General features: G+C 35.7%; 19 protein-coding genes and 1 pseudogene. 13 read left to right on the top strand and 7 right to left on the bottom strand.

Annotated elements, in window-relative coordinates:
• Positions 1–11 precede the first annotated feature (11 nt).
• The 5 genes from IPK14_09350 to IPK14_09330 all read right to left on the bottom strand — a co-directional run bounded on the left by IPK14_09350 (position 12) and on the right by IPK14_09330 (position 5,795).
• Positions 12–401 carry a hypothetical protein gene (locus tag IPK14_09350; protein MBK7993614.1) on the bottom strand — a complete coding sequence of 130 codons (390 nt, stop codon included), beginning with the start codon at positions 399–401 and terminating at the stop codon, positions 12–14.
• Between the two features lie 12 nt (positions 402–413).
• Positions 414–1,556, bottom strand: a complete 1,143-nt coding sequence (gene mnmA / locus IPK14_09345) for a tRNA 2-thiouridine(34) synthase MnmA (protein MBK7993613.1) — start codon at positions 1,554–1,556, stop codon at positions 414–416.
• A gap of 84 nt (positions 1,557–1,640) precedes the next feature.
• The gene (locus tag IPK14_09340) at positions 1,641–2,297 is read right to left on the bottom strand and encodes a response regulator transcription factor (protein MBK7993612.1); all 657 of its coding nucleotides are present in this window, start codon (positions 2,295–2,297) and stop codon (positions 1,641–1,643) included.
• A 109-nt stretch (positions 2,298–2,406) separates the two neighbouring features.
• Positions 2,407–3,927 (bottom strand): hypothetical protein, encoded by a 1,521-nt coding sequence (locus tag IPK14_09335; protein ID MBK7993611.1) that lies wholly within the window; start codon positions 3,925–3,927, stop codon positions 2,407–2,409.
• 89 nt (positions 3,928–4,016) lie between these two features.
• The gene (locus IPK14_09330) at positions 4,017–5,795 is read right to left on the bottom strand and encodes a hypothetical protein (protein MBK7993610.1); all 1,779 of its coding nucleotides are present in this window, start codon (positions 5,793–5,795) and stop codon (positions 4,017–4,019) included.
• A gap of 374 nt (positions 5,796–6,169) precedes the next feature.
• On the opposite strand from IPK14_09330, the gene IPK14_09325 reads away from it, so the two are divergent.
• The 10 genes and pseudogenes from IPK14_09325 to IPK14_09280 all read left to right on the top strand — a co-directional run bounded on the left by IPK14_09325 (position 6,170) and on the right by IPK14_09280 (position 18,340).
• Positions 6,170–7,435 carry a S8 family serine peptidase gene (locus IPK14_09325; GenBank protein MBK7993609.1) on the top strand — a complete coding sequence of 422 codons (1,266 nt, stop codon included), beginning with the start codon at positions 6,170–6,172 and terminating at the stop codon, positions 7,433–7,435.
• 17 nt (positions 7,436–7,452) lie between these two features.
• The gene (locus tag IPK14_09320) at positions 7,453–8,253 is read left to right on the top strand and encodes a hypothetical protein (GenBank protein MBK7993608.1); all 801 of its coding nucleotides are present in this window, start codon (positions 7,453–7,455) and stop codon (positions 8,251–8,253) included.
• 29 nt (positions 8,254–8,282) lie between these two features.
• Positions 8,283–9,080: a YchF/TatD family DNA exonuclease gene (locus IPK14_09315; protein ID MBK7993607.1), complete on the top strand. Its 798-nt coding sequence runs from the start codon at positions 8,283–8,285 to the stop codon at positions 9,078–9,080.
• A 79-nt stretch (positions 9,081–9,159) separates the two neighbouring features.
• On the top strand, positions 9,160–9,747 hold the full coding sequence (locus IPK14_09310) for a thioredoxin family protein (GenBank protein MBK7993606.1): 588 nt from the start codon (positions 9,160–9,162) through the stop codon (positions 9,745–9,747).
• A 178-nt stretch (positions 9,748–9,925) separates the two neighbouring features.
• Positions 9,926–11,923: pseudogene (locus IPK14_09305) on the top strand (3-isopropylmalate dehydratase).
• A 195-nt stretch (positions 11,924–12,118) separates the two neighbouring features.
• Positions 12,119–12,451 (top strand): hypothetical protein, encoded by a 333-nt coding sequence (locus IPK14_09300; GenBank protein MBK7993605.1) that lies wholly within the window; start codon positions 12,119–12,121, stop codon positions 12,449–12,451.
• A 44-nt stretch (positions 12,452–12,495) separates the two neighbouring features.
• Positions 12,496–15,987 carry an Ig-like domain-containing protein gene (locus tag IPK14_09295; protein ID MBK7993604.1) on the top strand — a complete coding sequence of 1,164 codons (3,492 nt, stop codon included), beginning with the start codon at positions 12,496–12,498 and terminating at the stop codon, positions 15,985–15,987.
• A 26-nt stretch (positions 15,988–16,013) separates the two neighbouring features.
• Positions 16,014–16,163 (top strand): hypothetical protein, encoded by a 150-nt coding sequence (locus tag IPK14_09290; protein ID MBK7993603.1) that lies wholly within the window; start codon positions 16,014–16,016, stop codon positions 16,161–16,163.
• Positions 16,164–16,206: 43 nt separating this feature from the next.
• Positions 16,207–18,162: a hypothetical protein gene (locus IPK14_09285; GenBank protein ID MBK7993602.1), complete on the top strand. Its 1,956-nt coding sequence runs from the start codon at positions 16,207–16,209 to the stop codon at positions 18,160–18,162.
• Complete coding sequence (locus tag IPK14_09280; protein MBK7993601.1) at positions 18,131–18,340, top strand: hypothetical protein; 210 nt, start codon at positions 18,131–18,133, stop codon at positions 18,338–18,340. The genes IPK14_09285 and IPK14_09280 overlap by 32 nt, the downstream gene beginning before the upstream one ends.
• An 8-nt stretch (positions 18,341–18,348) precedes the next feature.
• Here the strand turns inward: IPK14_09280 and rfaQ are convergent, their stop codons facing one another.
• Both rfaQ and IPK14_09270 read right to left on the bottom strand, forming a co-directional pair.
• Positions 18,349–19,413 (bottom strand): putative lipopolysaccharide heptosyltransferase III, encoded by a 1,065-nt coding sequence (gene rfaQ, locus IPK14_09275; protein MBK7993600.1) that lies wholly within the window; start codon positions 19,411–19,413, stop codon positions 18,349–18,351.
• Positions 19,414–19,422: 9 nt separating this feature from the next.
• A complete protein-coding gene (locus tag IPK14_09270; GenBank protein ID MBK7993599.1) occupies positions 19,423–19,614 on the bottom strand; it encodes a Trm112 family protein in 192 nt (63 codons plus the stop codon).
• Between the two features lie 302 nt (positions 19,615–19,916).
• Here IPK14_09270 and IPK14_09265 point away from each other — a divergent pair, with 302 nt between their 5' ends.
• From IPK14_09265 to IPK14_09255, 3 genes are all read left to right on the top strand, one after another.
• Positions 19,917–21,578, top strand: a complete 1,662-nt coding sequence (locus IPK14_09265; protein ID MBK7993598.1) for a peptidoglycan-binding protein — start codon at positions 19,917–19,919, stop codon at positions 21,576–21,578.
• Positions 21,579–21,731: 153 nt separating this feature from the next.
• Positions 21,732–22,637, top strand: coding sequence for an ADP-ribosylglycohydrolase family protein (locus IPK14_09260; GenBank protein ID MBK7993597.1), 906 nt, complete (start codon positions 21,732–21,734; stop codon positions 22,635–22,637).
• Positions 22,638–22,681: 44 nt separating this feature from the next.
• The gene (locus IPK14_09255) at positions 22,682–25,276 is read left to right on the top strand and encodes a DUF504 domain-containing protein (GenBank protein ID MBK7993596.1); all 2,595 of its coding nucleotides are present in this window, start codon (positions 22,682–22,684) and stop codon (positions 25,274–25,276) included.
• Positions 25,277–25,318 lie beyond the last annotated feature (42 nt).

Below are 25,318 nucleotides of genomic sequence, written 5' to 3'. Positions count from 1 at the left end.
ACTTTTATTAATTAAACTGGATAGAATAATAAAGTCAAAATAATCATCCCACTCCAATATGAAATTTCCAGAGTTTCGCTAAATGGTTGGATCTGCTTGATCCAGCCATAAATATGTATAAAAACCATCATCACAAAATTACATAAAATAAAATCAAAGTAATATTGTGTAGTAATTTTATTTTCAATGGCTCTAATGCCAAAATAGGTAATTACACAAGTTACCCCACCTAAACACCGGCCAAAATAAACTACCAAATCTGTTTTAAGAGGAATTTCCCAACCTAAAACTTTTGCCCATCTAATCGGGCTAATAAGCATTGGCAATCCAAAAAAAGCTACTGTTCCAAAGATTACTACATATAAATACTGTATCGAATATGCTTTCCAAATCCCAATCATAAAATTAATTTATTAAATACTTTCAATCCATCCACCACCTACCACATAATCACCATCATAGAAAACTACGGCTTGACCAGGTGTTATTGCTTTTTGTGGTTCACTAAATTCTACTTTTACGCGTCCATCTGATAACGGAATAACAAAAGCAGGTGCTTCTTGGTGGCGGTATCGAATTCTAGCCAGAGTCTTAAAAGGCTCTTTAGGCTCATCAAACATAATCCAATTTGTTTTATACGCAATAAAACTATAGCCAGGTAGCTCGTCTTTAGTTCCTACAACTACTTGGTTAAGTTCTGGGTTAATAGCAATTACATAAAGTGGTTCAGGCCACGCAATACCAAGGCCACGACGTTGGCCGATTGTATAATGATGGATCCCATCATGTTGACCTAGTATTTTTCCTTTTTTATTAACAATATTTCCTGCTTTAGTACGACGTGCAGAAAGTTGATGTAATTTTTGTGTTAAAGCAGGAGCGTCTATTTTGTTTTCTTTTAAGTAATTTTCAATAAAACGGGCATAATCTCCATCTGGTACAAAACAAATTTCTTGGCTTTCGCCTTTTTCAGCTACAGAAAGCTTATTTTGTCGAGCAATTTCTCGAACTTCTCCCTTAGTCATTGCACCTAAAGGAAAAATAGCTTTAGCCAACTGGCTTTGAGTAAGTTCAAAAAGAAAATAAGATTGATCTTTACGCTCATCTAAGCCTTTGAGAAGTAAAAAACGGTTATGTGTTTTATCGTATTCCACACGGGCATAATGACCAGTTGCTACATATTCGCTACCAGCAGCTTCGGCAAGCTCAACTAGTTTTGCAAATTTCAAATGACTGTTACAGCTAACACAAGGGCTAGGGGTACGACCTTCTAAATAAGCCTCAACAAATGGAGTGACAACATTTTCTTCAAAATTTTCTTCAAAATTTACTACATAAAAAGGAAAACCTAAGCGGTTAGCTACAGTACGAGCATCATAAATATCGTCTAGCGAACAACAGCGAGAGGGCAAAGGCTCGCCGTCCGCACCTACATTGATACGACGTTGGTTCCAAAGCTGCATTGCTAGACCAACAATTTCATGGCCTTGATTTTTTAAGATTGCTGCTACCGCAGAACTATCTACACCACCGCTCATTGCTACAGCTATTTTCATAAATTAACACCTCAATAAAAAATAACCTTTAATGATGCAGTAGTAGCAGAGTTTTTTCAAATAAAATTTGGGTAAAATAATTATTTATAAATGTGCTAAACCATTTTTTAGAGCATATTTTACTAAATCCACAATGTTATGAATATCTAGTTTCTGCATAATATTATTACGATGTTTTTCTACAGTTTTGATGCTAATGCAAAGACGATCAGCTATTATTTTGTTAGATTTACCGGCTGTGAGTAGTCTTAAAATTTCGATTTCTCGTGTAGATAAATTAGTGTATAAGCTTTGTGGAAGTAAGCTAGCACTACGTCCATCAGTAAATCTATTAATAATTTTGCGAGAAATTGCCGGAGAAAAATGAGGTTCTCCCTTAATTGCTGCTTGAAGTGCTAAAAAAAGCTCATTTGTGGAAATATCTTTTAGCAAATATCCAATAGCACCATACTGTAGAGCTTGTTTTAAGTATTCTTCATTATCATACATTGTTAGTAAAATAATAGCTATATTTGGAAAAGAGCGATGAATTTCGCTAGTAGCTTCTAGTCCGTTCATTTCCGGCATAGCAATATCCATCAATATCACGTCAGGGGCTAAGTTTGATACTTGTTTTATGGCTTCCACTCCATTTTGAGCCTCACCAACAACAGCTACATTTTCCATATTTTCTAGTAATTTTCTCAAACCCTTACGAAAAAGATTATGGTCATCAACAATTAAAACTTTAGTGTTTTGCATGATAAAACCTTGGTAGGGCAGATCAAAAACAAATCTATAATAGAGATAATTACTAGGTAAAGCAAGATAGAAGATTAAATAATTATGTTTTGGGGACTAAACTATTGGCTTAAGAAGCATAATAAGCGTAATCAGGATAGCGCAAAATTGCTAATATAGCTTTGGTTGAGTGTAAGGAAAAAATGCTTGCCCCTAGTAAAAAACCTATTGCCGCATAATGAGTAGCAAAAAAATGACTTAGCAAATAACCTAGAACAAAATTAGCCAATAACCCAGGTATTATGGATCTTAATAGCAAAATAGGACGAGATAGGCTAAATAAAATCATGCTATTTAATAGTCCTACAGTAAAAATAGCATATCCAACTATTCCTATTATTGAAACTTTCATTATATTTTCTGTTATATCAGCATTTAGACAGTAAATTACTAAACTGCCCATTATTAAATACATTACAAAAATTGCAAAAAGTAATAATAGATAGTACTTAATAAGTAACCCAGAAAGATTATCTCTGGTAGTAATAACAAAATTTTTGGCTTGGTCATACCAAAAGTGCATAAATTTATAGTGTAAATACTCAGTAACGGCAACTAATATTAAAAATATTAAAAGTGCTATGTCCATTCCTTTTTTATAATCTAAATTTAGCGCAAAACTTAGTCCTGCCGCTACAGACACGGTTGAGCCTGCTGTAAGGCGATCAGCAAAAAGAAAGCTAAAATAACAAAGACCATAACAAAAATAAGGTGCAAGCGAATAAATCAAAACAGGTGCGCGGGGCATTTCCATTTTTTCATTTGTTTTATTACTAGGAAGCTTAAAAATTACCAACCCAATAGCGACAATTAAACTAAACCCTATGCTAGCAAATTGGACAAACAAAACGTTAAAACCTAAATAGCTAAGTAAGATAAAAATTATGCTTGCAATAATAAAAATACTAGGAATATGCCAAACAGGTTTTCTTAAAGAAATAATTGCACAAAGTAACCATAATAAGCTAAGTATTAAATAATAAATAGCTGCCATAATTAAATATTTATCTGGAAATAAATTACGATAGAATCCTAAAACTAAGCCAATAAAAGCTAGTATTATGGTTATAGAAATTGCTAGAAAAAGAAATTGTAAGCAAATTTTTCTAGCTAGGGCAATTTCTCCTAAATTAAGGTAAAGCTGACCTCTCCTAACAATTATTTGGATAAATCCACCACTAGTAATCAAGCTAGCCATTAAAGCTAAACTTAAAGGCGCGGCTAAATCTGGAGGTAAGATAAATTCAAATTTACCAAATTTACTATTTTCTAAAATAAACATTACCAGCCAAGGAATTGCATAAACAAAACTATAGGAAAATTGCTCTAAAAAACAAAAGATTTCATTTTTAATAACTTTTTGCCCACTACCTTGTAATGTTTTAGTTATTGGAATTGGTTGATTAGATAATTGATTATAAAGTTCTTGACCAAGGGCTAGACAGTTTTCAAAACCTAAATCTTGTTGGACTAATTTATCTGTATAGCCTAAAGATTCAACTATTGCTGTTGTTTCCCAATAATTTAATGGATAGGGATTAACTTGAATAACTTTTTTAAGTATGTCTGATAACTTATCAGCTTGCTGCATTTGACTAAACTAGTAAAGTTTTTAAGTTTTGGTAGGTTAAGCTAATTAGGGAAAGATATTTTACCTTCCCCTAATTTTAGTAACTTTCACTAAGCTTTTTCTTCTGAAGGTTGTGGTGTATAAGGAAATCCTGATTCATAAAGGGCTTCAGCCGCTTTATCTAAACCAAATTGTGCTAGAAGTTGAGTTAGCTCTAAACCTAGTTGCAATGTAATTTGAGAAAGTCTAAATAGTACGCCGCGCAATTCCCAAGTAGTTATTTGGGTTGGAAATTCGCGCGACCAAGGCATATGAGTAAGCCTAGACGGAATTTCTTGCAAAATGTGACCAAACAATGAGCGTGTTAAATGCCAGTCAATATTAAATGTTGGGTCAATGTCGTGTAACACGCCAATAAGCGTAAATAAGCTTTTGCGAAACATTAAAAGTTCAGCAGGGAAGCGAATACCTTCTAAAATTAGCTCATCTAGTAGCTTAGTTAATGGTTCAAGACGTACTAAAGGAAACTTAGGTAAAGATGTAAAAATACCTAAAACTTTACGCTCAATTATTGTTATTTGGCCTTTATTTAGCTTACCTTCTGTTAAATTGCAGGCAGCTTGAATAGCTCTTTTTTGGTCATTAAGGATAAAGCCAAGAATTAATTGGACGATCTCACGACGGCTAGAGCGTTTTAGAGTACAGCTTAATCCCCAATCTAATAATGCTAATTCATCGTCTTCATAACTATAAAAAACATTTCCTGCGTGTGGATCAGCATGAAATAATGATTCATTGTGCATATTAAAAAGCACAGAAACAATTAATTTATCTAAAACTAGCTCTGCCATACGGCGGCGGCGTTCAGGATAGCGATTTGCTGCTTGAGTGACTTTTAGACCATTTAAGAATTCCATCCCTGTTACTGAAGAAGTATTCATTGGTAACAAATGAGGGATACGAACATCTTGATCTTTAGAATAAAAATCCCTTGCTTGAATTAGTCGTTCTTGCTCAATAGGCAGTTTTACTTCTTTCTTAAGTAATTCTCTTACTTCATTAAGGATTTCACGAAAGCCTATTGTTGGTAAATTATATCGATGACGATTTTCATCTAAATAAGTGGCTAGGGATTCTAAAATTTTTAATTCTTCTGCCCAATAACGGCTAACAAAAGGTTTTAAGACCTTAAAAACTCCTCGACGGCGTGCGCCATCATTAGGGCTATGCCAGGTAAATGGCACAACTGCACAAACGCTTGCTTCTGCTAGAAAACGACTTCCAAGACGGATTTTATAAGTCTTGATCTGGTGTTTTAACTCTTGATTTACTTTGTCTAAAATTGATTCATAAGTAGCATCTTTGATCCCATTTTCTAGTTTTTGCAACAATTTACGAAACTTAGGATCAAGGTTTCGGTTACGTGCAATGATTTGACCTAACTTTTGCATTGTAGGCATTTTAGCAATTAAGCAAAGCAATCGTTCTGGTAAAGATGCTTCAAATGGTAGTAGCATTTGCTCTACTAACTTAGTACGTAATCTTTCTGGGTTTAAATGGCTAAGTATTACATTAGCTGCATCTACAATCATTGGACGATATTTTTCATAAATTGTAGGAACTAGCTTTTCTACAGGAATAAGCTCTAATAAAAGTCTTACAATTTCTTCTCTATTAAGTGTTAAATCTAAGACTTTTAATGAATTAAAAAAAAGCTCATGAAATTTTTCTGGCTCTTCCAAGCGTTTTTCATCCATTATTAAAGCTAACATTATGTCTTGTTCTTCAGTTGGTAGTAGTGCAAGCAGTTGCATAAAAACGCTAGCAGCGCGTTCGCTGTTTTCTGCGGCTTCAATTTGCTTCCTTGATCTAGCAGACTCTTTAATCACAATCAATCCTTTCAATTAATAAAAACACTGTTAAAGAAAACAACGAGTAAGGTTATAAATATTATATAAATAAAGTTGTTAGAGCCACTACAATTATAAATGGTTGGATGGCTTTTAATCAAGAGAGATAGTACCTGGTTAGTTTTCCTAATTCAAGAAATAATTTATTTTTTTGTATAATAAAAAACCTTTTATCTCTAATGCCTCAATACTTTCCTAAATTATTTCATAATTAAGAATTTGTTGATGTCACCATTGGCTAAATCTTAAGGAGTTTCAAGTAAATGAAAAAACGTATTTGTTCAGTATGTCTTTATGAAGTTGATGACAAACATTCTCGTTATGGTGGAGATTTAGGAGAGTATGTACAAACAATTTTACAAGCTAATATTCCTCGCTGGACAAGCAAAAATTTTGTTTGTAATCAATGTGTAGAGAGATTTATTTCAGGACAAGCTGAATTAGATAGCTATTTACCTAAAGAGTCAGCAGAGGAATTAAAAATTCTTCCAACACCATTAAGACTTGGTGCTAGTACTCGCTTTACTGGCGAAGGTGTAACAATAGCTTTTCTGGATTCTGGTTTTTTTTGGCACCCAGATCTAACTCGTCCAGAAATTAGAATTGTTGGTTATAAAAATATTGCTGCACAGCGATCTAGCATTAAAGAATTAATGTCACGAGATGCTTCTAGTTGGCATGGGATGATGACTTCTGTTGTTGCGGCGGGGAATGGGCATTTATCAGGTGGGATTTATCGCGCAATAGCTTCAAAAGCCCGGTTGGTTTTAGTAAAAGTTGGTACTTCTCAAAGAATAAAACATGATGATATTACTCGTGGGTTAGAATGGGTAATAAAAAACCGTCGCAAATATGATATTAAGGTTGTAAATATTTCTTGTGGTGGCGACTATGAAATTTCTTACCTTCACGATAGCCTTTGCCAAACAGCCGAAGAAGCTGTCAGACAAGGAATTGTGGTAATTGCTGCTGCTGGTAATGCAGGTCATCATCAAAATCATGGTGTAATCCCTCCAGCTAGCTCGCCTTCGGTTATTGCTGTTGGGGGATTAGATGATAAAAATACCTTAGATCCAAATACGGATGATATGTATCATTCTAGTTATGGGCCAACAATTGATGGACTACAAAAACCAGAAATTGTAGCTCCTGGTATTTGGGTAGCAGCACCAATTTTGCCCGGCACACCTACAGCATCACAAGCAATGCTGTTAGAAAAATTAGAAAAAACTCATGATAAAGATATCCGTAAAATAATTGCTGAACATAAGGGCATAGACCCTGAGCTAGATGCTGCAATTTCCTTAGATATTTATTTGATTCGTCATTTGGTACAAATCAAAATTAGTTCTAATAATGTAATTTCCCAGCATTATAAACACGTTGATGGAACTTCTTTTGCTGCCCCAATAGTTTCTTCCATAGTTGCGCAAATGTTAGAAGCTAATCCAGCATTGACACCTCAAGAAATTAAACAAATACTAATTAAAACAGCACAACGTTTGCCACACGTCGCTTTTGAGCGTCAAGGATGGGGAATTGTTAACCCTCGTAGCGCGTTAGCTAGAGCCTTAGAGCTAAAACTAGAACGCAAGAAAGCTGGTGCAGTGGCTGATTAATTGATTAGAGGTTTTTTATGAGCGATCATGACTTACTAGATTTATATCATAGAGTAATTAAAGCCCGTCAAGCAGATATTGAAGAACGTAAAGCATTGCTTTTTGATAAAGCTGAGGAAGTCTTAAATGCTCTGCTAGACAATGAAAATTTATCTGAACAAGAGCTAGAAATATTAATAGATAGAAAAGATTTGAGCGTAGAGATAATACATCGCTTAGGTGGTGACAATCGCATACTTTCTAGCTATGGGTTAAAAAAATCACTCCTACTTAATCCTAAAACTCCAGCCTCTATTTCCTTAAAATATATTGGACAACTATTTACTTTTGATGTTGTCTCAATAATGCTTGTTCCCTTTGTCCCTCCTGAAGTCAAAGTAGCAGGTGAAGAACAACTTTGTCGCAAATTAACTCAATTATCTTTAGGTGAAAAACTTACTTTAGCAAAAAGAACTAATGGCGAACGCTTACTAACTTTATTGCTAGATGATGGTAGCAAGGAAGTTGTTTCTTCTGTTTTAATGAATCCATTCCTAAAAGAAAGAATTATTTGTACAGCTATTCGTAAGGCTACAGTAAAACCGCATCTAATTGAATTATTAGCTACTAATGGTAAATGGTCTTGTCGTTATGATATTCGCTATGCTCTACTTAGGACTAGACATCTTACCCTAGGTTTAGCACTAAATTTTTTACAAGGAATGATAGCAAAAGACTTACGAGATTTATCTAATGATCCTCAAGTATCAATTCAAGTTCGTAACTACATAAAATCTAATTTAACAAAGCTTTCCAATGAAAAGAAGAAAAGTTTTTAAAGATCATAAAACAAAAGGCTGCTTAAAAAATGGCTATAAAACTAGTAGATATTGGAGTTAATTTAGTACATCGCTCTTTTGACGCAGATCGAGCAGATTTAATTAGTCGTGCTGTTAATTCGGGTGTTTCAGTAATGATAATTACTGGAACTAATATTGCTGCTAGCCATAAAGCACAAAAATTAGCTAGTCAATATCCTAGTGTACTTTATTCTACAGCAGGAATTCATCCTCATAATGCACGAGAATGTAATGAACAAACTTTAAGTAATTTGCGAAGTTTATTACAGAAAAAAGAAGTAGTAGCTGTTGGCGAATGTGGTTTAGATTACAATAGGGATTTTTCACCCCGCCCAGTGCAAGATAAATGGTTTGAAGCTCAAATTCAGCTAGCTTGTGAACTAAAAAAGCCGCTATTTTTGCATGAAAGAGATGCACATCAACGCTTTGTAGAAATTCTTAACTCCTATCAAAATCAACTAGATAAAGTTGTAGTTCATTGTTTTACTGGTAACGCCCATGAATTAAAAGCTTATTTAGACCTAGGTTTTTATATTGGCATTACTGGTTGGATTTGTGATGAGCGACGAGGAAAACACCTCCAAGATTTAGTTAAGAAAATCCCGTTAGATAAATTAATGTTAGAAACTGACGCACCTTTTTTAACTCCACGAGACTTAAACCCTAAGCCTAAAGATAACCGAAATGAACCTAGCTTTTTACTTCATATATCTAACTCTATTGCAAAACTACTAGGTAAATCACCAATAGAAATTGCTCAAATCACAACCAACAATGCAGAGCAATTTTTTAACTTAGGTAAATAATGGGCTAGTAGCATTGGGAAAAAGCCTAGTTGCTAGTAAAATCTCAGAATAAATTAAAAATAAAAGGAGATATTGCTAAATGGTAAGAACTCTATCCACAATGTTAGACCTAGGAACAAAAGCCCCTGAATTTAATTTAACGGATGTTGTTTCTGGTGAAAGCATTTCTTTACAAACATTTGCAGATAAAAAAGCATTGCTAGTGATGTTTATTTGCCGTCATTGTCCTTATGTAAAACACATACAGCACGAACTAGCCAAACTAGGAAAAGATTATCAAAATTCTGCCCTTGGCATTGTTGCTATTAGTTCCAATGATGCAGAAACTTATCCAGATGATTCTCCAGAAAGCTTAAGAGAAATGGCTGTAGAATTAGGCTTTACTTTTCCTTACTGCTATGATGGCGATCAAGCTGTTGCTAAAGCTTATGAAGCTGCTTGTACACCTGATTTTTACTTGTTTGATGGAAATCGAGAGCTTGTTTATAGAGGTCAGCTAGATGATAGCCGTCCAAAGACAGAAATTCCTATTACAGGAAAAGACTTAAGAGCAGCTATTGAAGCCGCGTTAAATGGTCAAGAAGTTAGTGAAAATCAAAGAGCTAGTCTTGGCTGCAACATTAAATGGAAAACAGGCAACGAGCCTAAATATTTTACTGCACAATAAATACTTAACCTACAACGAGCGCAGATGTTTTCATCCGCAGTTGCTATGTTTTGAAAACATACAAGCGAGACAACTGCGCTCGCAAAACTTCCTGCAAAGGTTGACCAAAAAACAAAAAAGAATAGAAAATAGTTATTTACCTAATTTGCATTAATTTTTTCTTAGGAGCATAACTATTATGTCTAACAGCCTACTGACTCGTGATGTGCAAAAACGCTCGGAAACAGTAAAGTTTTCTGGGCGTGTGCTTTTTTTAACCGAAGATCCAGAGCTAATCAAACGTCAACTAGCAGGGGAAGATTTAACTTGGGATAGTTCTATAAAGCTACGTGATAACATCAGCACGGACGAGATCACACCGGCTTATATTTGTTACTACTTTGATGATACTTTAGGAGAATTTCCTTATCTTGGCTTAAAAGCTGGAGAAGAATTTCCGCTTGTTCGTGGTAGCGTCAAAAAAGGGAATTTTGTTGCTTGTGTGTCTGGAAAGCGTCGTGGCAAAGGTTCAAGTCGTGAGCAATCACCATATGCAGAAATGTGTGCAGGTATCCAAGTTGTAATTGCCGAAAATATTGAGCGAATTTATAACCAAAATTGTCAAAACCTTGGGCTACTTACCTCTACAAACTTTGCTTTGGTTGAAAAATTACAACGTGGTGAAGAAATTCAATTAAGCGAGTTTACTGCTGGAACAGATGAAATTACTCGCCAAATTATTGAATATGGTGGGTTATTTAACTTTAATATTGCTCGTTTACAAGGCAAAGCATACGTTCCAGAAATTAATACAAAGCCTCGTCCAATGACTTTAGCAGAAAAGATTTTTGCTCGTCATTATGTTGTTGATTTAGCGACTGATAAAATAGGCGTTGAAGCAGTAAAACCAGGTGATTCTGGTTTTGTTCAAACAGACATTAGATTTTCGCACGAATACGTTACGCCGATGTCAGCTATATTTTTCCAAAAATATGTTGGCGAACAAGAAAAAGTTAAAGATCCTGAATCAATTTATTTCTTCCGTGACCATTTAACCTTCCTTGATGATGTAATGTCTCCAGAGCGTAAAGCTATGGGACTACTAGATGTTGCTAATCAACTAAAATTTAAACAGGAAAATTTTGCTCGTGAGCAAGGCATCACTCTACATGGCGAATTAACTGATCGTAAAGGCTCTGAAGCTATTTGTCATAGCAAAATTTTACAGTCTTATGCCTTGCCAGGTCAGCTAATTATCGGTTCAGATTCGCATACTCCTCATTCCGGCGCAATTGGCTGTGTTGCCTTTGGAGTTGGCACAACAGACATTTTTAATTCCTGGATTACAAAAGATGTTCGCGTCAAAGTTCCTGAATCAATGCGAGGTAATTGTTAAAGGCAAAAAGGCGATAACATCACAGCAAAAGACTTTATGTTAGCAATTTTACGTGATCCTTATGTTAAAAATGGTGAGGCAATAGGTAAAATCGTTGAGTATTGTGGCGAGGCTGTAGAGGCGTTAAACATTGATGAACGCGCAACTATGACCAATATGGCCGCCGAAGTTGGAGCATTTACTGGAATTATTGCACCAGATAAAAAGGCAGCAGAATTTCTAGTTGCTCAACGTGGTATGAGCCAGCAAGAAGCAGAAAAATATTGTGAAGGGCTTTATTCTGACCCAGATGCAGAATATGTTCACACAATTGAAATTGATGCAAGTTCGCTACGTCCAATGATCGCGCTACCAGGCGACCCAGGCAATGGAATATTTGTTGATGAACTTGGCGAAGAAGTAAAAATTGATATCGCTTATGGCGGTTCTTGCACAGGCGGAAAAGCCGAAGATATGGACATGTATGCAAAAGTTTTCCAAGACGCGCTAAATGCTGGTGAAAAAATTCATCCACAAGTCCATTGTTTTATACAATTTGGTTCTCAAGAAGTACGGGAATATTGCTTATCCAAAGGCTATGTAGATGTATTTGAGAAAATAGGCGCACATATTATTGAACCTAGCTGCGGTGCTTGTATAAATGCCGGGCCAGGCATTAGCACCTTAAAACCTCAAATAACTATTAGCGCAATTAATCGTAATTTTCCTGGTCGTAGCGGCCCAGGTCAAATGTATTTAGCTAGCCCATATACGGTTGCTGCTTCGGCTATTGCTGGAAAAATTGTTGAATATCATCAATAAACAGTTTTAGCAATAAAACAATTTATTTAATTTTTTAATTAACCCAACATAAGATTGTTGGGTTAATTTTTTTATAGACAAAAAAATAAATAAAAGTGCCAGATAAATGGGAACAAATTTAATAACTTAGGCGACTAAAAGAGCATTTGATGATACTTTAAATATATCCATTCCAATAAAATTAAGGTGGGTTTTATGGGTAAAGCTAAACAAGCTATAGGTATTTTTCTTTTGGTCGTTATAACTGTTGTAGGTAATTGGTATTACTATAAACAAAGACAAAAGCCACAACCAAGCCCTATTAAAAAAGAAGTTTCCTCTAAAAATAAAAAAGGATTGCAGTTTCGCCTAAGCGAAGGTGAAGCACAACTTCCAAAGCGTGTCCCAATAGTTGATGCTAAAGAGCTTGCAACTGCTGATGTAGAAAGCATATTAAGCCGACTAGAACCTATAAAAACTGACCAACCGACCAAACAGAATTTGCCTTACGTGAAAGTTCGCTTCCTCCACCTAAAACCGGACAAGTAATTAACACAAAATTTCCACCTGATAAAAATATTAAGTCTAATGAAGTGACCTCATCTGGATCTTTAGAAGTCCTTAGATATTCCCCTAAAGGTGAAGTACCAATAGCAGCTAACCTTAGCATTACATTTTCCCAGCCAATGGTTATCTTAAATTCCCAATCAGAAGCCGCGCAAAATGTTCCTGTTAAGCTTAGTCCTCAAGTTGCTGGACAATGGCGTTGGTTAGGGACAAAAACCCTAGTTTTTGAACCTAAAGTTCGTTTTCCAATGTCAACTTTATATTCTATTGAAGTGCCAGCAGGAACAAAATCCGCTACAGGTCAAAGCTTGCAAACGGCTGTAAATTGGCAGTTCAAGACACCTACTTTAACCTTAAAACGCCAGTTTCCTGAAGGTGGCGGAATAGATACAAATCCTGTAATTTTTTTAGAGTTTGACCAAGAAATAAATAAAACAGCAATTTTACAAAGTATTAGGGTTAAGTCTGATAAAGGAGTAGTTTATAAAACTAGGTTAGCTACACAAGAAGAAATAGCTTCTAGTCCAACTTTTAGCTTAACTAAATCAGCTAAAGAAAAATATTGGGTAGCACTAAAAATAGACAATGGGCTAGCTGATAAATTAATTGCTCCACTTCCAAAAAATACAACTATAAATGTTAGTATTGAAGCTGGTGCATCATCAGTCGAAGGGCCTTTGAAAACTGTTGCCAAACAAGATTTTAGTTTTACAACTTATAGACCTTTGCGAGTAGAAGACAATACTTGTAATGAGCAAAAATATCCTTGTCCTCCAACACGCTATGTAAATGTTCGTTTTAACAATTTCCTTGATCCAAAATCCTTAGATCTTACTAAGGCTGAATTTTCACCCAAAGTAGAAGGTTTAACAATACAACTTTATGCTTATAACATGAACATCAAAGGAAAATTTAAAGGCAATAGAGTCTATAAGTTAAAGTTAGAGCCAGGTTTTGTTAAAGATAATTTTGGACAAGCTTTAGAAACTCCAACCACACTTAATTTTTATATGGGTGCTAGCCCTAAAGAACTAACTTCTTTAGGAGGGGAATTTCTAGTTTTAGACCCGTTTGGCCCTACAAAACTACCTGTATTTACTACAAACCATAAAGAGTTAAAAGTAAGTCTATATGCTGCTCAACCAACAGATTGGGCAAGTTTTGTACAAATTAGACGTAAAATTAGTGAAGATTACAATTATAAAAAAGAAACTTATAAAGAGCCTGTTGGACGCTTAATTTCTTCTGAAGTTGTTAAATTAAAATCAGTTGATGGTGAACAAATTGAAACAGCTATTGACCTTAGCGCGGCAATTCAAGCGGGAGCAGGACAGGTTTTTGTTTTAATTGAGCCTACAGAACAGCCAAAAGAGATCTATTTACGCCAATATATTAGAAAATGGGTGCAATTTACTAACATTGGGCTTGATGCAACTTTTGATAATGAAGAACTTTTGGTTTGGGCAAATTCTCTAAAAACCGGTAAACCGCTAGCAGGTGTAGAAATTAATTTAAGAACTATTTCTGCTACTACAGGAGCAGACGGAATTGCTCGAATTAAGCTAGAAAACGCTTCTCCTTCTTTAAAAGATGTTAGTTGTTTAATAGCAAAATTAGGCAAAGATACTGCAATTTTACCTCCTTCTAGTTATGATCCTCAAGCTTGGACACGCTCAGAACAAACAAACTATTTATCTTGGTATGTTGTTGATGATAGAAAGACTTATCGACCAGGTGAAAAAGTAACAATAAAGGGATGGGTAAGACTTTTTGAAAATAAAAAAGGTGGAGATATAAAACTAGCTGGTGAGATAAAAACTGTAAATTACAGCTTAAACGATTCTCAAGGTAACAAAATTACTAACGGCATAGCCGAAGTTAACCCTCTAGGCGGTTTTAATTTAACGCTTGATTTACCTGCAACTATGAATTTAGGCAATGCTAATTTAAGCTTTGACGCTTTACCAAAAACAAATTATGAAGGCTTGCAACACTCACATAATTTTCAAGTGCAGGAATTTAGACGACCTGAGTTTGAAGTTTCAACTGCTGCTAGTGAAAATACTAATATCATAGGTGGACATGCAAATGTAACTGTAACTGCTAGTTACTATGCTGGAGGTACATTAAATAATGCTGAAGTAAATTGGGAAGCTACTGCAACACCAACAAATTACACTCCGCCTAATCGCGGTGATTACACTTTTGGTAAATGGACTCCTTGGTGGATTTCTGATGGTCATCATGGCTTTGGTCGTTATTATGGCGGTGCAGAAGAGTCAAATAGCGTTACAGAAGGCTTTCAAGGCAAAACTAGCCCTAATGGAACACACAATTTAAGAATAGATTTTGACTCAGTTAATCCTGCTCAACCAACAAGCCTAAATGTTCAAGCTAGTGTGATGGATGTTAACCGTCAAGCCTGGTCATCGTCTTCAACTTTGCTGGTACATCCTGCTAATCTTTATGTAGGCTTGCGAAGTGAAAAAACTTTTGTTGGTAAAGATGAGCCATTTATCATTAAATCAATTGTTACTGATATAGACGGCAAAATTATCCCTAATGTAAACATAGACTTAAGGCTAGCAAGAATTGAATATGACTATGATGATTTTGGTCGCTACAAGTCTAAAGAAGTAGACTCACAAGTTGAGTCAATAAAATCTGCTAGCGACGCTGTAGAAGTTAAGTTTTTACCAAAAGAAGGTGGTAGCTACAAACTTACAGCTAAAATTACCGATGAAAAAGGCCGACCAAATGAAACAGAAATGACGCTTTGGGTTTCAGGTGGGAAAACCTTGCCAGAAAGAGACTTAAAACAAGAACAAATCCAGCTAATTCCAGATAAAAAAGATTATAAAGTAGGCGAAACAGCACAAATCCTTGTCCAAGCTCCTTTTTATCCCGCAGAAGGACTTTTAACTTTGCGTCAACTAGGAATTGTAAAAAGTGAAAGATTTACAATAGATTCACCAAGTTACATTATCAAAGTACCTATTGAAGAAGGCTATTTACCAAATGTCCACTTGCAAGTTGATTTAGTAGGCGAAGCCGAGCGAGCAAAGCCAACAGATGGCAATCCTGATGCAATGCTACCTAAACGACCAGCTTTTGCAGTTGGACAATTAAACTTGTCCATCCCTCCAATTAGTAGAACTTTAACCGTAAACGCTAAACCACAAAAAAGCGCGATTGAGCCAGGTGGCGAAACCATTATTGACTTAAACTTGCTAGATTCAGCTAATAAACCTGTTCAAAATGGCGAAGTAGCTTTATTTCTTGTGGATGAGGCGATTCTAGCATTATCAAATTATACAATGCCAAATCCCATAGATTTGTTTTATGGTCAACGTGGCTCGTCAACCTCTGACCAACATTTAAGAAGCTCAATTGTGCTAGCTAATGCTGATGATATTGCACTTGAACTAGCACAAAATAAAGTTCCCGCTGGAGGTGGTGGTGGAGAAGGAGAATTAGAAGGATCAATCAAGAGATGGAGATTTCAACAAATAAAGTAGGAAGTCAATGACTGGTGTTGCTGGGGATGCTGATAGGTGCAGTGACGCCTCCGCCACCTCCACCACCTCCAGCCGCAGAAGCTCCAGCGCGATCACGTGTTGCTAATGGGATAGAAGCTAAAAAAGAACTTCGTTCTGAAAGCTTTATGCCTAAAAAAAGCACCACAGCCAAATGATGGAAAACCTATTAGAGTTAGAGAAGATTTTAACGCGCTAGCAGTGTTTGAAGCCGCGCTATCTACTGATAACAATGGACATGCACAAGTTAAAGTTAAACTTCCTGATAGCTTGACGCGCTATCGTATTATAGCCATTGCTGTAGCAGGGGAAAATAAATTTGGTATGGGCGAATCTTCGCTTACTGCACGAATGCCGCTAATGGTTAGACCTTCGGCACCACGTTTTCTTAATTTTGGCGATAAATTTGAGTTTCCAATTGTGCTACAAAATCAAACCGACACACCGTTAAGCGTTGATGTAGCAATGAGGGCTACAAATGCCACCATTACAGGTAGCGCAGGCCGTCGCTTGACCGTTCCAGCTAATGAACGTGTAGAAGTTCGTCTGCCTGTTTCGGCTGAAATGGCTGGCAAAGCTCGTTTTCAAATTGGCGCGGTGTCAGGTAAATGGACAGATGCAGCACAGGTTTCTTTACCTGTTTGGACTCCTGCAACTACAGAAGCTTTTGCAACTTATGGAACTTTTGAAGAGGACGCAATAATTCAGCCTGTTAAAGCACCTGCTGATATTTATAAGCAATTTGGAGGTTTAGAGGTTTCTACTTCATCAACTCAGCTACAAGAATTAACCGATGCGGTGCTTTACATAGTTTCTTATCCTTATGAATGTTCTGAGCAAGTTTCATCCAGAGTTTTAACTATTGCCGCGCTAAAAGATGTTTTAGGAGCATTTAAGGCTGAAGGTTTGCCAAAAGCAGAAGAGATAGAAGCTAGAATTGCTGCTGATATGACAAAGCTTAAATCCTTGCAAAATAATGATGGAGGCTTTGATTATTGGCGAAAAGGTGAAAAGTCTGATCCTTATGTCACAGTTCACGTAGCACATGCAATGATAAGAGCAAAAGAAAAAGGCTATGCTGTACCTGAATATAATCTGTCAATGGCTCAAAACTACTTAAGAAATATAGAAAGCTATTTAATACCTGATTATTATTCACAGCAAGCTAGAGATGCAATAACTGCTTATTCCTTGTATGTAAGAAAGTTAATGGGCGACAAGGATATAAATAAAGCTAAAGAAATAATTTATAACCGTAAGCTAGAAAACTTGTCGCTAGAAACCATTGGTTGGCTATGGTCAGTTTTAGCGACTGAGCCAAGCGCAAAACAAGAGTTAGAAGAAATTAGACAATTTGTTAACAATAGGGCTACTGAAACTGCTGCAACAGCACATTTTGTAACAAATTATAAAGATTATGCTTACTTGCTCTTAGCGTCAGACTATCGAACAGATGCAATATTGCTAGATGCTTTACTTAGAGATCAACCAAATAATGATTTAATACCTAAGCTAGTTAGAGGCTTGCTAGATCATCGTAAAGCAGGCCGTTGGGAAAGCACACAAGAAAATGTGTTTGTATTGCTTGCTTTAGACCGTTATTTTGCAACTTATGAAAAAGTCACACCTAATTTTGTTGCTCGTATTTGGCTAGGGGATAAGTTTGCAGGCGAACATGAATTTAAGGGTAGAACTACGGAAAAACATCAAGTTAATATTCCAATGAAATACTTAGGCGATACAGAACAAAACTTGATTTTAAGCAAAGAAGGCGTAGGACGTATTTATTACCGTGCTGGTATGCGCTACGCTCCAAAAAGCTTGGATTTAGCGGCAGCAGAATATGGTTTTACTGTAGAAAGAAAATATGAAGCAGTTGATAACCCTACGGATGTAACCTTAGATAAAGACGGCACATGGCGAATTAAAGCAGGTGCAAGAGTAAGAGTTAAATTAAGTATGGTTGCACAAAGCAGACGCTATCATGTCGCGCTAGTCGATCCTCTACCCGCAGGGCTAGAAGCCTTAAATCCAGCACTTGCAACAACTGGCAGTATTCCAAAAAATGAATTGGCTAGAGAAGGTGAAGAAGCAGAATTAAGACGATCTGGAAGGTTCTGGTGGTATGGGACTTGGTATCAACATCGAAAATTTTAGAGATGAGAGAATAGAAGCTTTTACACAGCTACTTTGGGACGGTGTTTATACTTATAGCTATGTTGCACGTGCTACAACAATTGGTTCTTTTGTAGTGCCACCAACAAAAGCAGAAGAAATGTATCATCCAGAAACTTTTGGTAGAAGTAAGACAGATAAAGTAGTAATTTATCAATAAGTTAATAACTAAACTAAAAATGATTGTAGAGAGTTTGCTAAAAGTTCTTCTAACGCATTAATTACACTCTCTACAGTAATTTTCTTGATACATTCTGGTTCAGGAAATTCTGAGCAGCTATAGCCAGAACAGGGAATACAAGGAAGATCTGCCTTAAGTAATTTATAGTCTGTTAGCCAAGGATGCCAAACCTTTGAGTTTGATGAGCCAAAAATTACTACAATAGGTTTTTGAAATGCAGCAGCAATATGAGCCGGGCCGCTATCATTTCCTAAAAATAGGCTGGATTGCTCTATTAAAGCCATTAATTCAGATAAGTTTAAGTCTACAAAGCTAGTTAATGGTACTTTGGTAAAAGATTTTATTTTTTCTGCTACCTGCGCTTCATTTTTAGCTACAGCCAAAATAGCAGGTATTTTGTAACGATTGAAAATATGCTCAATAACTGCGGCAAAGTTTTTAGCTTCCCATTGCTTAGACTGAAATGCTGCCGCAGGATGAATTAATAAAAAAGGTTTTTTAATTCCAACTAATTTTGTTTCTATAGTTTGTTTAGCTAGCGGATCTGTTGCTAGGCTTAAGGCTGAAGGAATATTTACCTCTACACCTGCCCATTTAAGTAAGCCTAATTGTTGCTCTACGCAATGAATTTGATCTTTTTGCCAAATGATTTCCGGGTTGGGTGCTGCAAGTGATAGCAAAGATGAATATCTGCTGGCTTTATAGCCCAAAGTTTTTTTTGCTCCAGATAATTTTGCTAAAAATAACCCCGTAGTTCCTCCATGTAAATTTACAGCTAAATCATAAGATTGGGCGCGAAGGCTTTTAATTATTTGCCAACGAGCGCGAATTTTTGCTAATTCACCTGAAACTTTGGGTAAAACAAATAGCTTAGATACTTGAGGGTGATTACTTAAAACAGGTGCGGACAAAGATTCTAATAAAACATCTATTTCTAAAGAGGGATTCCAATTTTTTAATGCTGTTAGGCAAGGAGTCATCAACACCGTATCACCAATAGATCTTAGTCTAATTAATAAAACACGGTGCAAAGGTTTATCTAATATACTCATTAAATATACTTACTTCAGGCTTGTTTCAGGAAGTTCTTCAATAACTGCTTCATCAGCAAGCATTTTAGGAATATCGTCAATTATTGGATAAGTACGATGGCATTTTTGACAATTAAAACCGCTGTCATCTGTCTTAAGTCGCACTTTAACTTTACAAACAGGACAAACTAACATATCTAACAGATCTTTACTAATTGCCATTAAATAAACTCTCCTGACTTCCGATTTTGGCACTATCTTATATTATTGTTTTACATGACTGCAAGCTAACTAATAGAAAGCTTAAAGACTTGTTAAAAAAGTCTAGCGGGTTAAATAATAAAATTTCAATTGCTTATAGGTTGATGAAAACTAACCGCTTAATCTTAGACCAATGGGACAAAAAATTTTTATAAAAATTAAAAATTTTTCTTGCGTTAGAAAAAAAGTGAATGTATATTCAGTGGTATAACCAATTTACAAAAATTAAAAATCTAATAATTAATAAATAATTCGGGAGTAATATGAAGATAGATAGACAAAATAATTTAACTAACGTAGTTGACAATAATAATATTAATCAAGTTAATAATGCTCAAGTAAATGAAGAAGTTCAAAGTTTACCAACAAATCAAGTAAATCAAGTAAGCTCACAAAATCGCACTTTACGCGCTCCACAAATGGGAAATCGAGCAGTTAATACATTAGATAGTTTTCAAGCTCGTGATCAAATCGCTAATGCTATGCAAGCAAGCCAAAAACGGGAAAATATTTTTGCAACAGATAACGTTGCTGCTCCTACAGTGCCACAATTAACAAATAGCCGTTTTGCTAGCGAACCAAGCTTGCAAACTATTTTACAAGGTGGAGTTGTAGCAAAGAAAAGCGAAGGCGTTAAACAAGTCCAACAAACTTTAGTTGATTTAGGCTTTGTTGTTAAAGGTGGTGCGGATGGCGTTTATGGCTTAGGTACACGTTCAGCAATTCAACAATTTCAACGTGAACAAAATTTAGCTGTTACAGGTCAAATAGATTTAGCAACATTACTAGCTTTAGATAAAGCTGCTCCAGCTGCTGGACAAACTGCTACACTGCAAAATACTCGTTTTGCAGGTGATACAAGACTTCAAGAAATTTTAATGGGTGGCAAAACACTTAATCGTGCTGATAATGGCGATATAGTTAAAAAAGTCCAACAAGCTCTAAAAGATATGGGCTATAACGCTCCTGTTTATGGGGTAGATGGTGCATTAGGTGGCGAAACTGCTCGCTTATTAAAATCTTTCCAACGCGCTCAAAACCTTCCTGTTACTGGAGTTTTAGACCGTGCAACACTACGTGAAATGGATCGCTTAAGCCCTGCACCAGGCCAACAATTAGAAAAATTCCCAGAATATGAACGCCTATTTTCAGATGGTTTTCTAACAACAACTTTTGCTGTTGGTTTTGATGAAGCAGATTGGCATAACACTGAGCTTGGTAAACTCCGCACAGAGCTTTCCAAAGATGGTTATCGCTCATTAGATGTAAACAAATCTGCTGATGCTGAACTGTTAAAACGTGCTGGTTATGACACAGCAAATTTACCTGAAGGTGTAGCATTCTATAACAAGCAATTTACCTATAAAGGAAAAACTATTGAAAGTCTTGTCCAACTTGTTAATCCAAACACACCAGAAGCAGTTAAAAAGTTTGAACAAGGTTTAGTTAATAGTGATATGACAATTTATATGGGACATGCTCGTTATGGTACAGGCCCAGACTTTGACACTAAAGAATCTGCCGCAGGAAATTACGTAATTGGTTCAAACTCTTCTGCTCATACTTCAGGCAAAGCAAAAGCTGGTTATGATGCACATATGAATGATATTTTGAAAGCTTCAGGCAATCAGTTAGAACAAACACAATTTGATAAAGATCGTTACCAAATTTGGGCTTTTTACGCTTGTAAATCTAATAATTATGCTGATGAAATGAGAGTTTTACCTAAAAATAAAGATGAAAAGAATTTAGATGTAATTGGTAGCACAGAATTAATTTACTGGCATAATATGGCAAAAAGCGGAATGGCTACCTTACAATCAATAACAAGTGGTAAATCAATCAACAATTTAGAAGCCAAATTATATGACATTCACCAAATCGAAAATGGTTTTTATACCGACGGTTTTGGTGATAATGCGTAAGTTTAGAAGAAGTAGCTTTTTGATTGGCAGCAGGGAAAATATAATCCTTGCTGCCATTTGTTTTTCTTGGTGATAGCTGCTTGAGACAAAAGGTTTTAGTAAGTAGAATAGCGAGAAACTAAAAAATAGAAAAATTTGAAAGGAGTGATATTAATGCGTAGTAGATTTGAAGGCTGTTTACTAGGATTAGCTCTTGGGGATGCAATGGCAGCAATTGGTATTGGAGAAACACGAGAAGCTATTGCACAGAAATACGGCCAAATTGATGGCCCACGAGGAGGAGGAAAATTAAACCTGGATCCTGGCGAATATACCGACGAAGGGCAAATGATGGTTTCTGTTCTAGAATCAATTTGTACTCAAAGAGCCTTCAAACCCGATAATATCGCCTATCGTTTTGTAGGTTGGTTAAAAAGTCATCCAAAAGATATGGGTCGTTTTACTCGTCATGTTTTAGAAAGAATGCTTGAGGGCGAACGTTGGCAGGAAGCTAGCGAAGGCGCGGCCTATGACACTACTTTACAAGTTGCTGGTAGTGCAAGCCTTATTTATGGTATCCCTCTAGGAATGTTACGCTGGCAAAAACCAGATCAATTAATTGCAGATTCTATAACTTGTTCTCGCATAACTCATTGGGATGAACGCTGCACACATGGTTCAGTCATAGTTAATTACACTGTTAGTTTATTACTTAAGGGTGAGACAAACCCATTATCCAAAGTAAAAGATTTTGCTCGTGATAAAGATGAGCGACTTTTAGAAGCAATAAGCAAAGTAGATCAATTAAAATTTGAGGATTTAGACACTTCTGGTTATGCTCCTACAACACTTCAAGCTGCACTTTGGTTTTTAGTTAACAGTAAATCTTTAGAAAGTGGCTTAATGCAAGTTGCTACTTTAGGTGGAGAGTCTCCCGATGCTGTTGGAGCATTAACAGGGGCGTTTTTAGGAGCAAAATTTGGTCGTTCAGCAATTTCTGAACGTTGGATCTTCCAACTTATAGGAAATGATCGAATTGATGTTTTATCTTCTCGCCTTTATGAATTAAGCTTGCAGTAATTAAACCTTGTAATTACCCAGCCTTTCGGGGCTGGGAATAAAATATGCTACCTAGTCATGAAATTTATCACCGAATAATTTGGGATAAGCGATTAGATCCAACGGTTTTTATTATTGGTTATCAAGATCGCTTATCTAGTTCAGGCATTCGGGAAAAAAAGCTTGTAGATTGGGATGCTAACGGTGATATTCCTTGGCATCGAGTCCGCTATATTCGCTGCTTAAATACTATGGTTTGGAGCCGCGACGAGCATATAGACCTTTTTTCTAGTGGAGAACTTCCAAAAGATGCCTGGCAGGAAATAATAAACACTAATCAAACAATAGAAAAAACTTTAGCTACTTTCTCACCTCAACCAACTTATTATTACCAATTAAATTCTTGGCAAAGCTTTGAACAAATACAACCAAATGTTTTAGCAAAAGAACTAAAAATAGTTACTTTTAATGTCTTAGCAGATTTATATGAGGCTGATAAAATTTATACTGCTGAACGTATCCCACTTATTATTAAATATTTAGCTGAATTAAAAGCAGATATTATTGTACTTCAAGAAGTTACACAAACGCTTTTTCAAGCATTGCTTAAAGAACCTTGGTTAGAAAAATATTATTGTTCTGAACCTCCAACAGCCCTAAGCTTGCAATCACAAGGCTTAGTTATATTTGCGAGTATTCCTTTTACTTTAACTGACCATTGGTTTTCTAACTATAAAAGAGTCTTATTAGCTAGTTGGCAAGTTAACAACAACCCCTTGCATTTGGCCGCAGTACATTTAACTAGTAGCCATACTAATAACTCTGAACAAATTCGCGCTAAACAGTTGGACACATTATTAAATTATTTAGACTCAATGGCGGGTGATGTGGTAATTGCAGGCGACTTTAATTTAGTAGCAGATGAACATGAACAAGATTTTCTTTTTTATAGCTTTAAGGATCTTTGGCAAGAATTACACCCTAAAGAATTAGGTTATACATTTAATCCAGAACTTAACCCACTAGCTAAAATAATGAGTTCATCAGGTAGATTAGCAAGATTTGATAGAGTATTATTACGTAGCAAACAGAATAATTGGAAAGCAGAAAACATTAATTTATTTGCTTATGAACCAACAATTAGCGCAAAAGGGGAAAGACTTTTTGCTTCAGATCATTTTGGAGTGTTAGCAAAGTTAAAAAATAATGCTATTGAGTTATTAAGAAGCGTTGCTCCAATTTATCAAAGTGCAATTGTAATTATTCCACCAAAAGAGCTTTGGGAAAAAATACAACCTATTCGCAAGCTTTATGATAAAAAAGTTGACCGTTGGATGCCTCATATTACTTTAATTTATGGATTTTTGCCTGTAGAGCATTTTGCTTTAGCCGCACAAGTTATTTCTCAAACTCTTAAAGAATTATCTCCATTTAAAGTAACTTTAACTAAGTATGGCACTTTTAGCCATCGCAATAACTCTACAGCTTGGCTTGAACCTGTTAGCGAGCCTGCAAATGCTTTACATAAATTACAATCACTTCTAGCTAAACTTTTTCCTCAATGCGATGAGCAAAGCAAAAAGTCTAATGGTTTTACACCTCATTTAAGCGTAGGCCAATTTGATAATCCTGCTACAGCAATGAAAAAACTCCCTACCTGGCAAGAAGTAGACTTTTTAGTTGATAGAGTTGCTTTAATTCATCGCCAAGGTAATCAGCCTTTTGAAGTTATTTGTGAAGCTACACTTGGACAAAATAATATTCAAACTGAATCTAAAAACACTAGTCTGATAACATTAATTGAGAAACTAAATCCTAGTTTAACTTTAGAACACAAACAGCGGCAAGAATCTGTATTATCAATAATTAAACAGGCTTGTGAAGAATGTTTAGGCGATGCAGTTTTGCTTTATTTAATTGGCTCTGCTCATTTAGGAGTACAAACACAAGCTAGTGATGTGGACATAATTTGTATTATTCCAACTAGCATAACTGGTCAAGATTTTCTTCTACAAGTTAAAGAAAAACTTGCAGGTATTTATCAAAAAGCTAGGATAGTTGGTAATGCTCAAGTACCTATTATTAAGATGGAAATCGATGGTATTCAAATAGATTTACTTTATGCACATAGCACAAAATTTCCGTTTTTAGCTCCACTGACTAGCGCGTCACAAAAATATTTTGACCCAACTAGCTGGCAGACTATAGTAGGGGTTTTGGAGATAGAAATTTTACTAGAAATAGTTAGCCAACATATTGATTTAGAACTATTTCGTCAATTATTAAAAGCAGTTAAGACTTGGGTAAAGCAAAGAGCTATTTTAGGTAATGCTTGGGGATTTCCTCCAAGCTTTTCTTGGACAGTGTTGGCAGCCTGGAGTTGTACTAAGTTAGATAATAAAGAAAACCTAAGCTTAGAAAAGTTATTAGAAAACTTTTTTGAACTACTTTCTAAACATAATTGGCAACAAGCAATTGCTTTAACTGAATCAGGGCGAAATTATCAGGTAACATTGCCTAAAGATTGGTTGCCAATAATTACTTCAATAAAACCTAATCAAAATACAGCTAGAAATATTTCTCGTTCTACTGCAAAGGTTGTAAAACAAGAAATTCTGCAAGCAAGACAAATATTTGAAAAATTAAACTTGGCAATTTAACTTGGGAAAACTTACTTGCTAAAGTTGATATACAAAAAGATT

This window comes from Blastocatellia bacterium (assembly GCA_016713405.1).
Lineage (GTDB): Bacteria > Acidobacteriota > Blastocatellia > Chloracidobacteriales > JADJPF01 > JADJPF01.
This window is presented reverse-complemented; position numbering and strand designations above follow the sequence as displayed.

What these genes read in the sequence shown, in the direction of transcription:
- IPK14_09260 (MBK7993597.1), top strand. Translation starts at nt 21,732, where the DNA reads ATGCGTAGTAGATTTGAAGGCTGTTTACTAGGATTAGCTCTTGGGGAT.
- IPK14_09265 (MBK7993598.1), top strand. Translation starts at nt 19,917, where the DNA reads ATGAAGATAGATAGACAAAATAATTTAACTAACGTAGTTGACAATAAT.
- IPK14_09300 (MBK7993605.1), top strand. Translation starts at nt 12,119, where the DNA reads ATGGGTAAAGCTAAACAAGCTATAGGTATTTTTCTTTTGGTCGTTATA.
- IPK14_09350 (MBK7993614.1), bottom strand. Translation starts at nt 401, where the DNA reads ATGATTGGGATTTGGAAAGCATATTCGATACAGTATTTATATGTAGTA.
- IPK14_09270 (MBK7993599.1), bottom strand. Translation starts at nt 19,614, where the DNA reads ATGGCAATTAGTAAAGATCTGTTAGATATGTTAGTTTGTCCTGTTTGT.
- IPK14_09290 (MBK7993603.1), top strand. Translation starts at nt 16,014, where the DNA reads ATGCTGATAGGTGCAGTGACGCCTCCGCCACCTCCACCACCTCCAGCC.
- IPK14_09320 (MBK7993608.1), top strand. Translation starts at nt 7,453, where the DNA reads ATGAGCGATCATGACTTACTAGATTTATATCATAGAGTAATTAAAGCC.
- IPK14_09310 (MBK7993606.1), top strand. Translation starts at nt 9,160, where the DNA reads ATGGTAAGAACTCTATCCACAATGTTAGACCTAGGAACAAAAGCCCCT.
- IPK14_09280 (MBK7993601.1), top strand. Translation starts at nt 18,131, where the DNA reads ATGGGACTTGGTATCAACATCGAAAATTTTAGAGATGAGAGAATAGAA.
- IPK14_09335 (MBK7993611.1), bottom strand. Translation starts at nt 3,927, where the DNA reads ATGCAGCAAGCTGATAAGTTATCAGACATACTTAAAAAAGTTATTCAA.
- mnmA (MBK7993613.1), bottom strand. Translation starts at nt 1,556, where the DNA reads ATGAAAATAGCTGTAGCAATGAGCGGTGGTGTAGATAGTTCTGCGGTA.
- IPK14_09255 (MBK7993596.1), top strand. Translation starts at nt 22,682, where the DNA reads ATGCTACCTAGTCATGAAATTTATCACCGAATAATTTGGGATAAGCGA.
- IPK14_09315 (MBK7993607.1), top strand. Translation starts at nt 8,283, where the DNA reads ATGGCTATAAAACTAGTAGATATTGGAGTTAATTTAGTACATCGCTCT.
- rfaQ (MBK7993600.1), bottom strand. Translation starts at nt 19,413, where the DNA reads ATGAGTATATTAGATAAACCTTTGCACCGTGTTTTATTAATTAGACTA.
- IPK14_09340 (MBK7993612.1), bottom strand. Translation starts at nt 2,297, where the DNA reads ATGCAAAACACTAAAGTTTTAATTGTTGATGACCATAATCTTTTTCGT.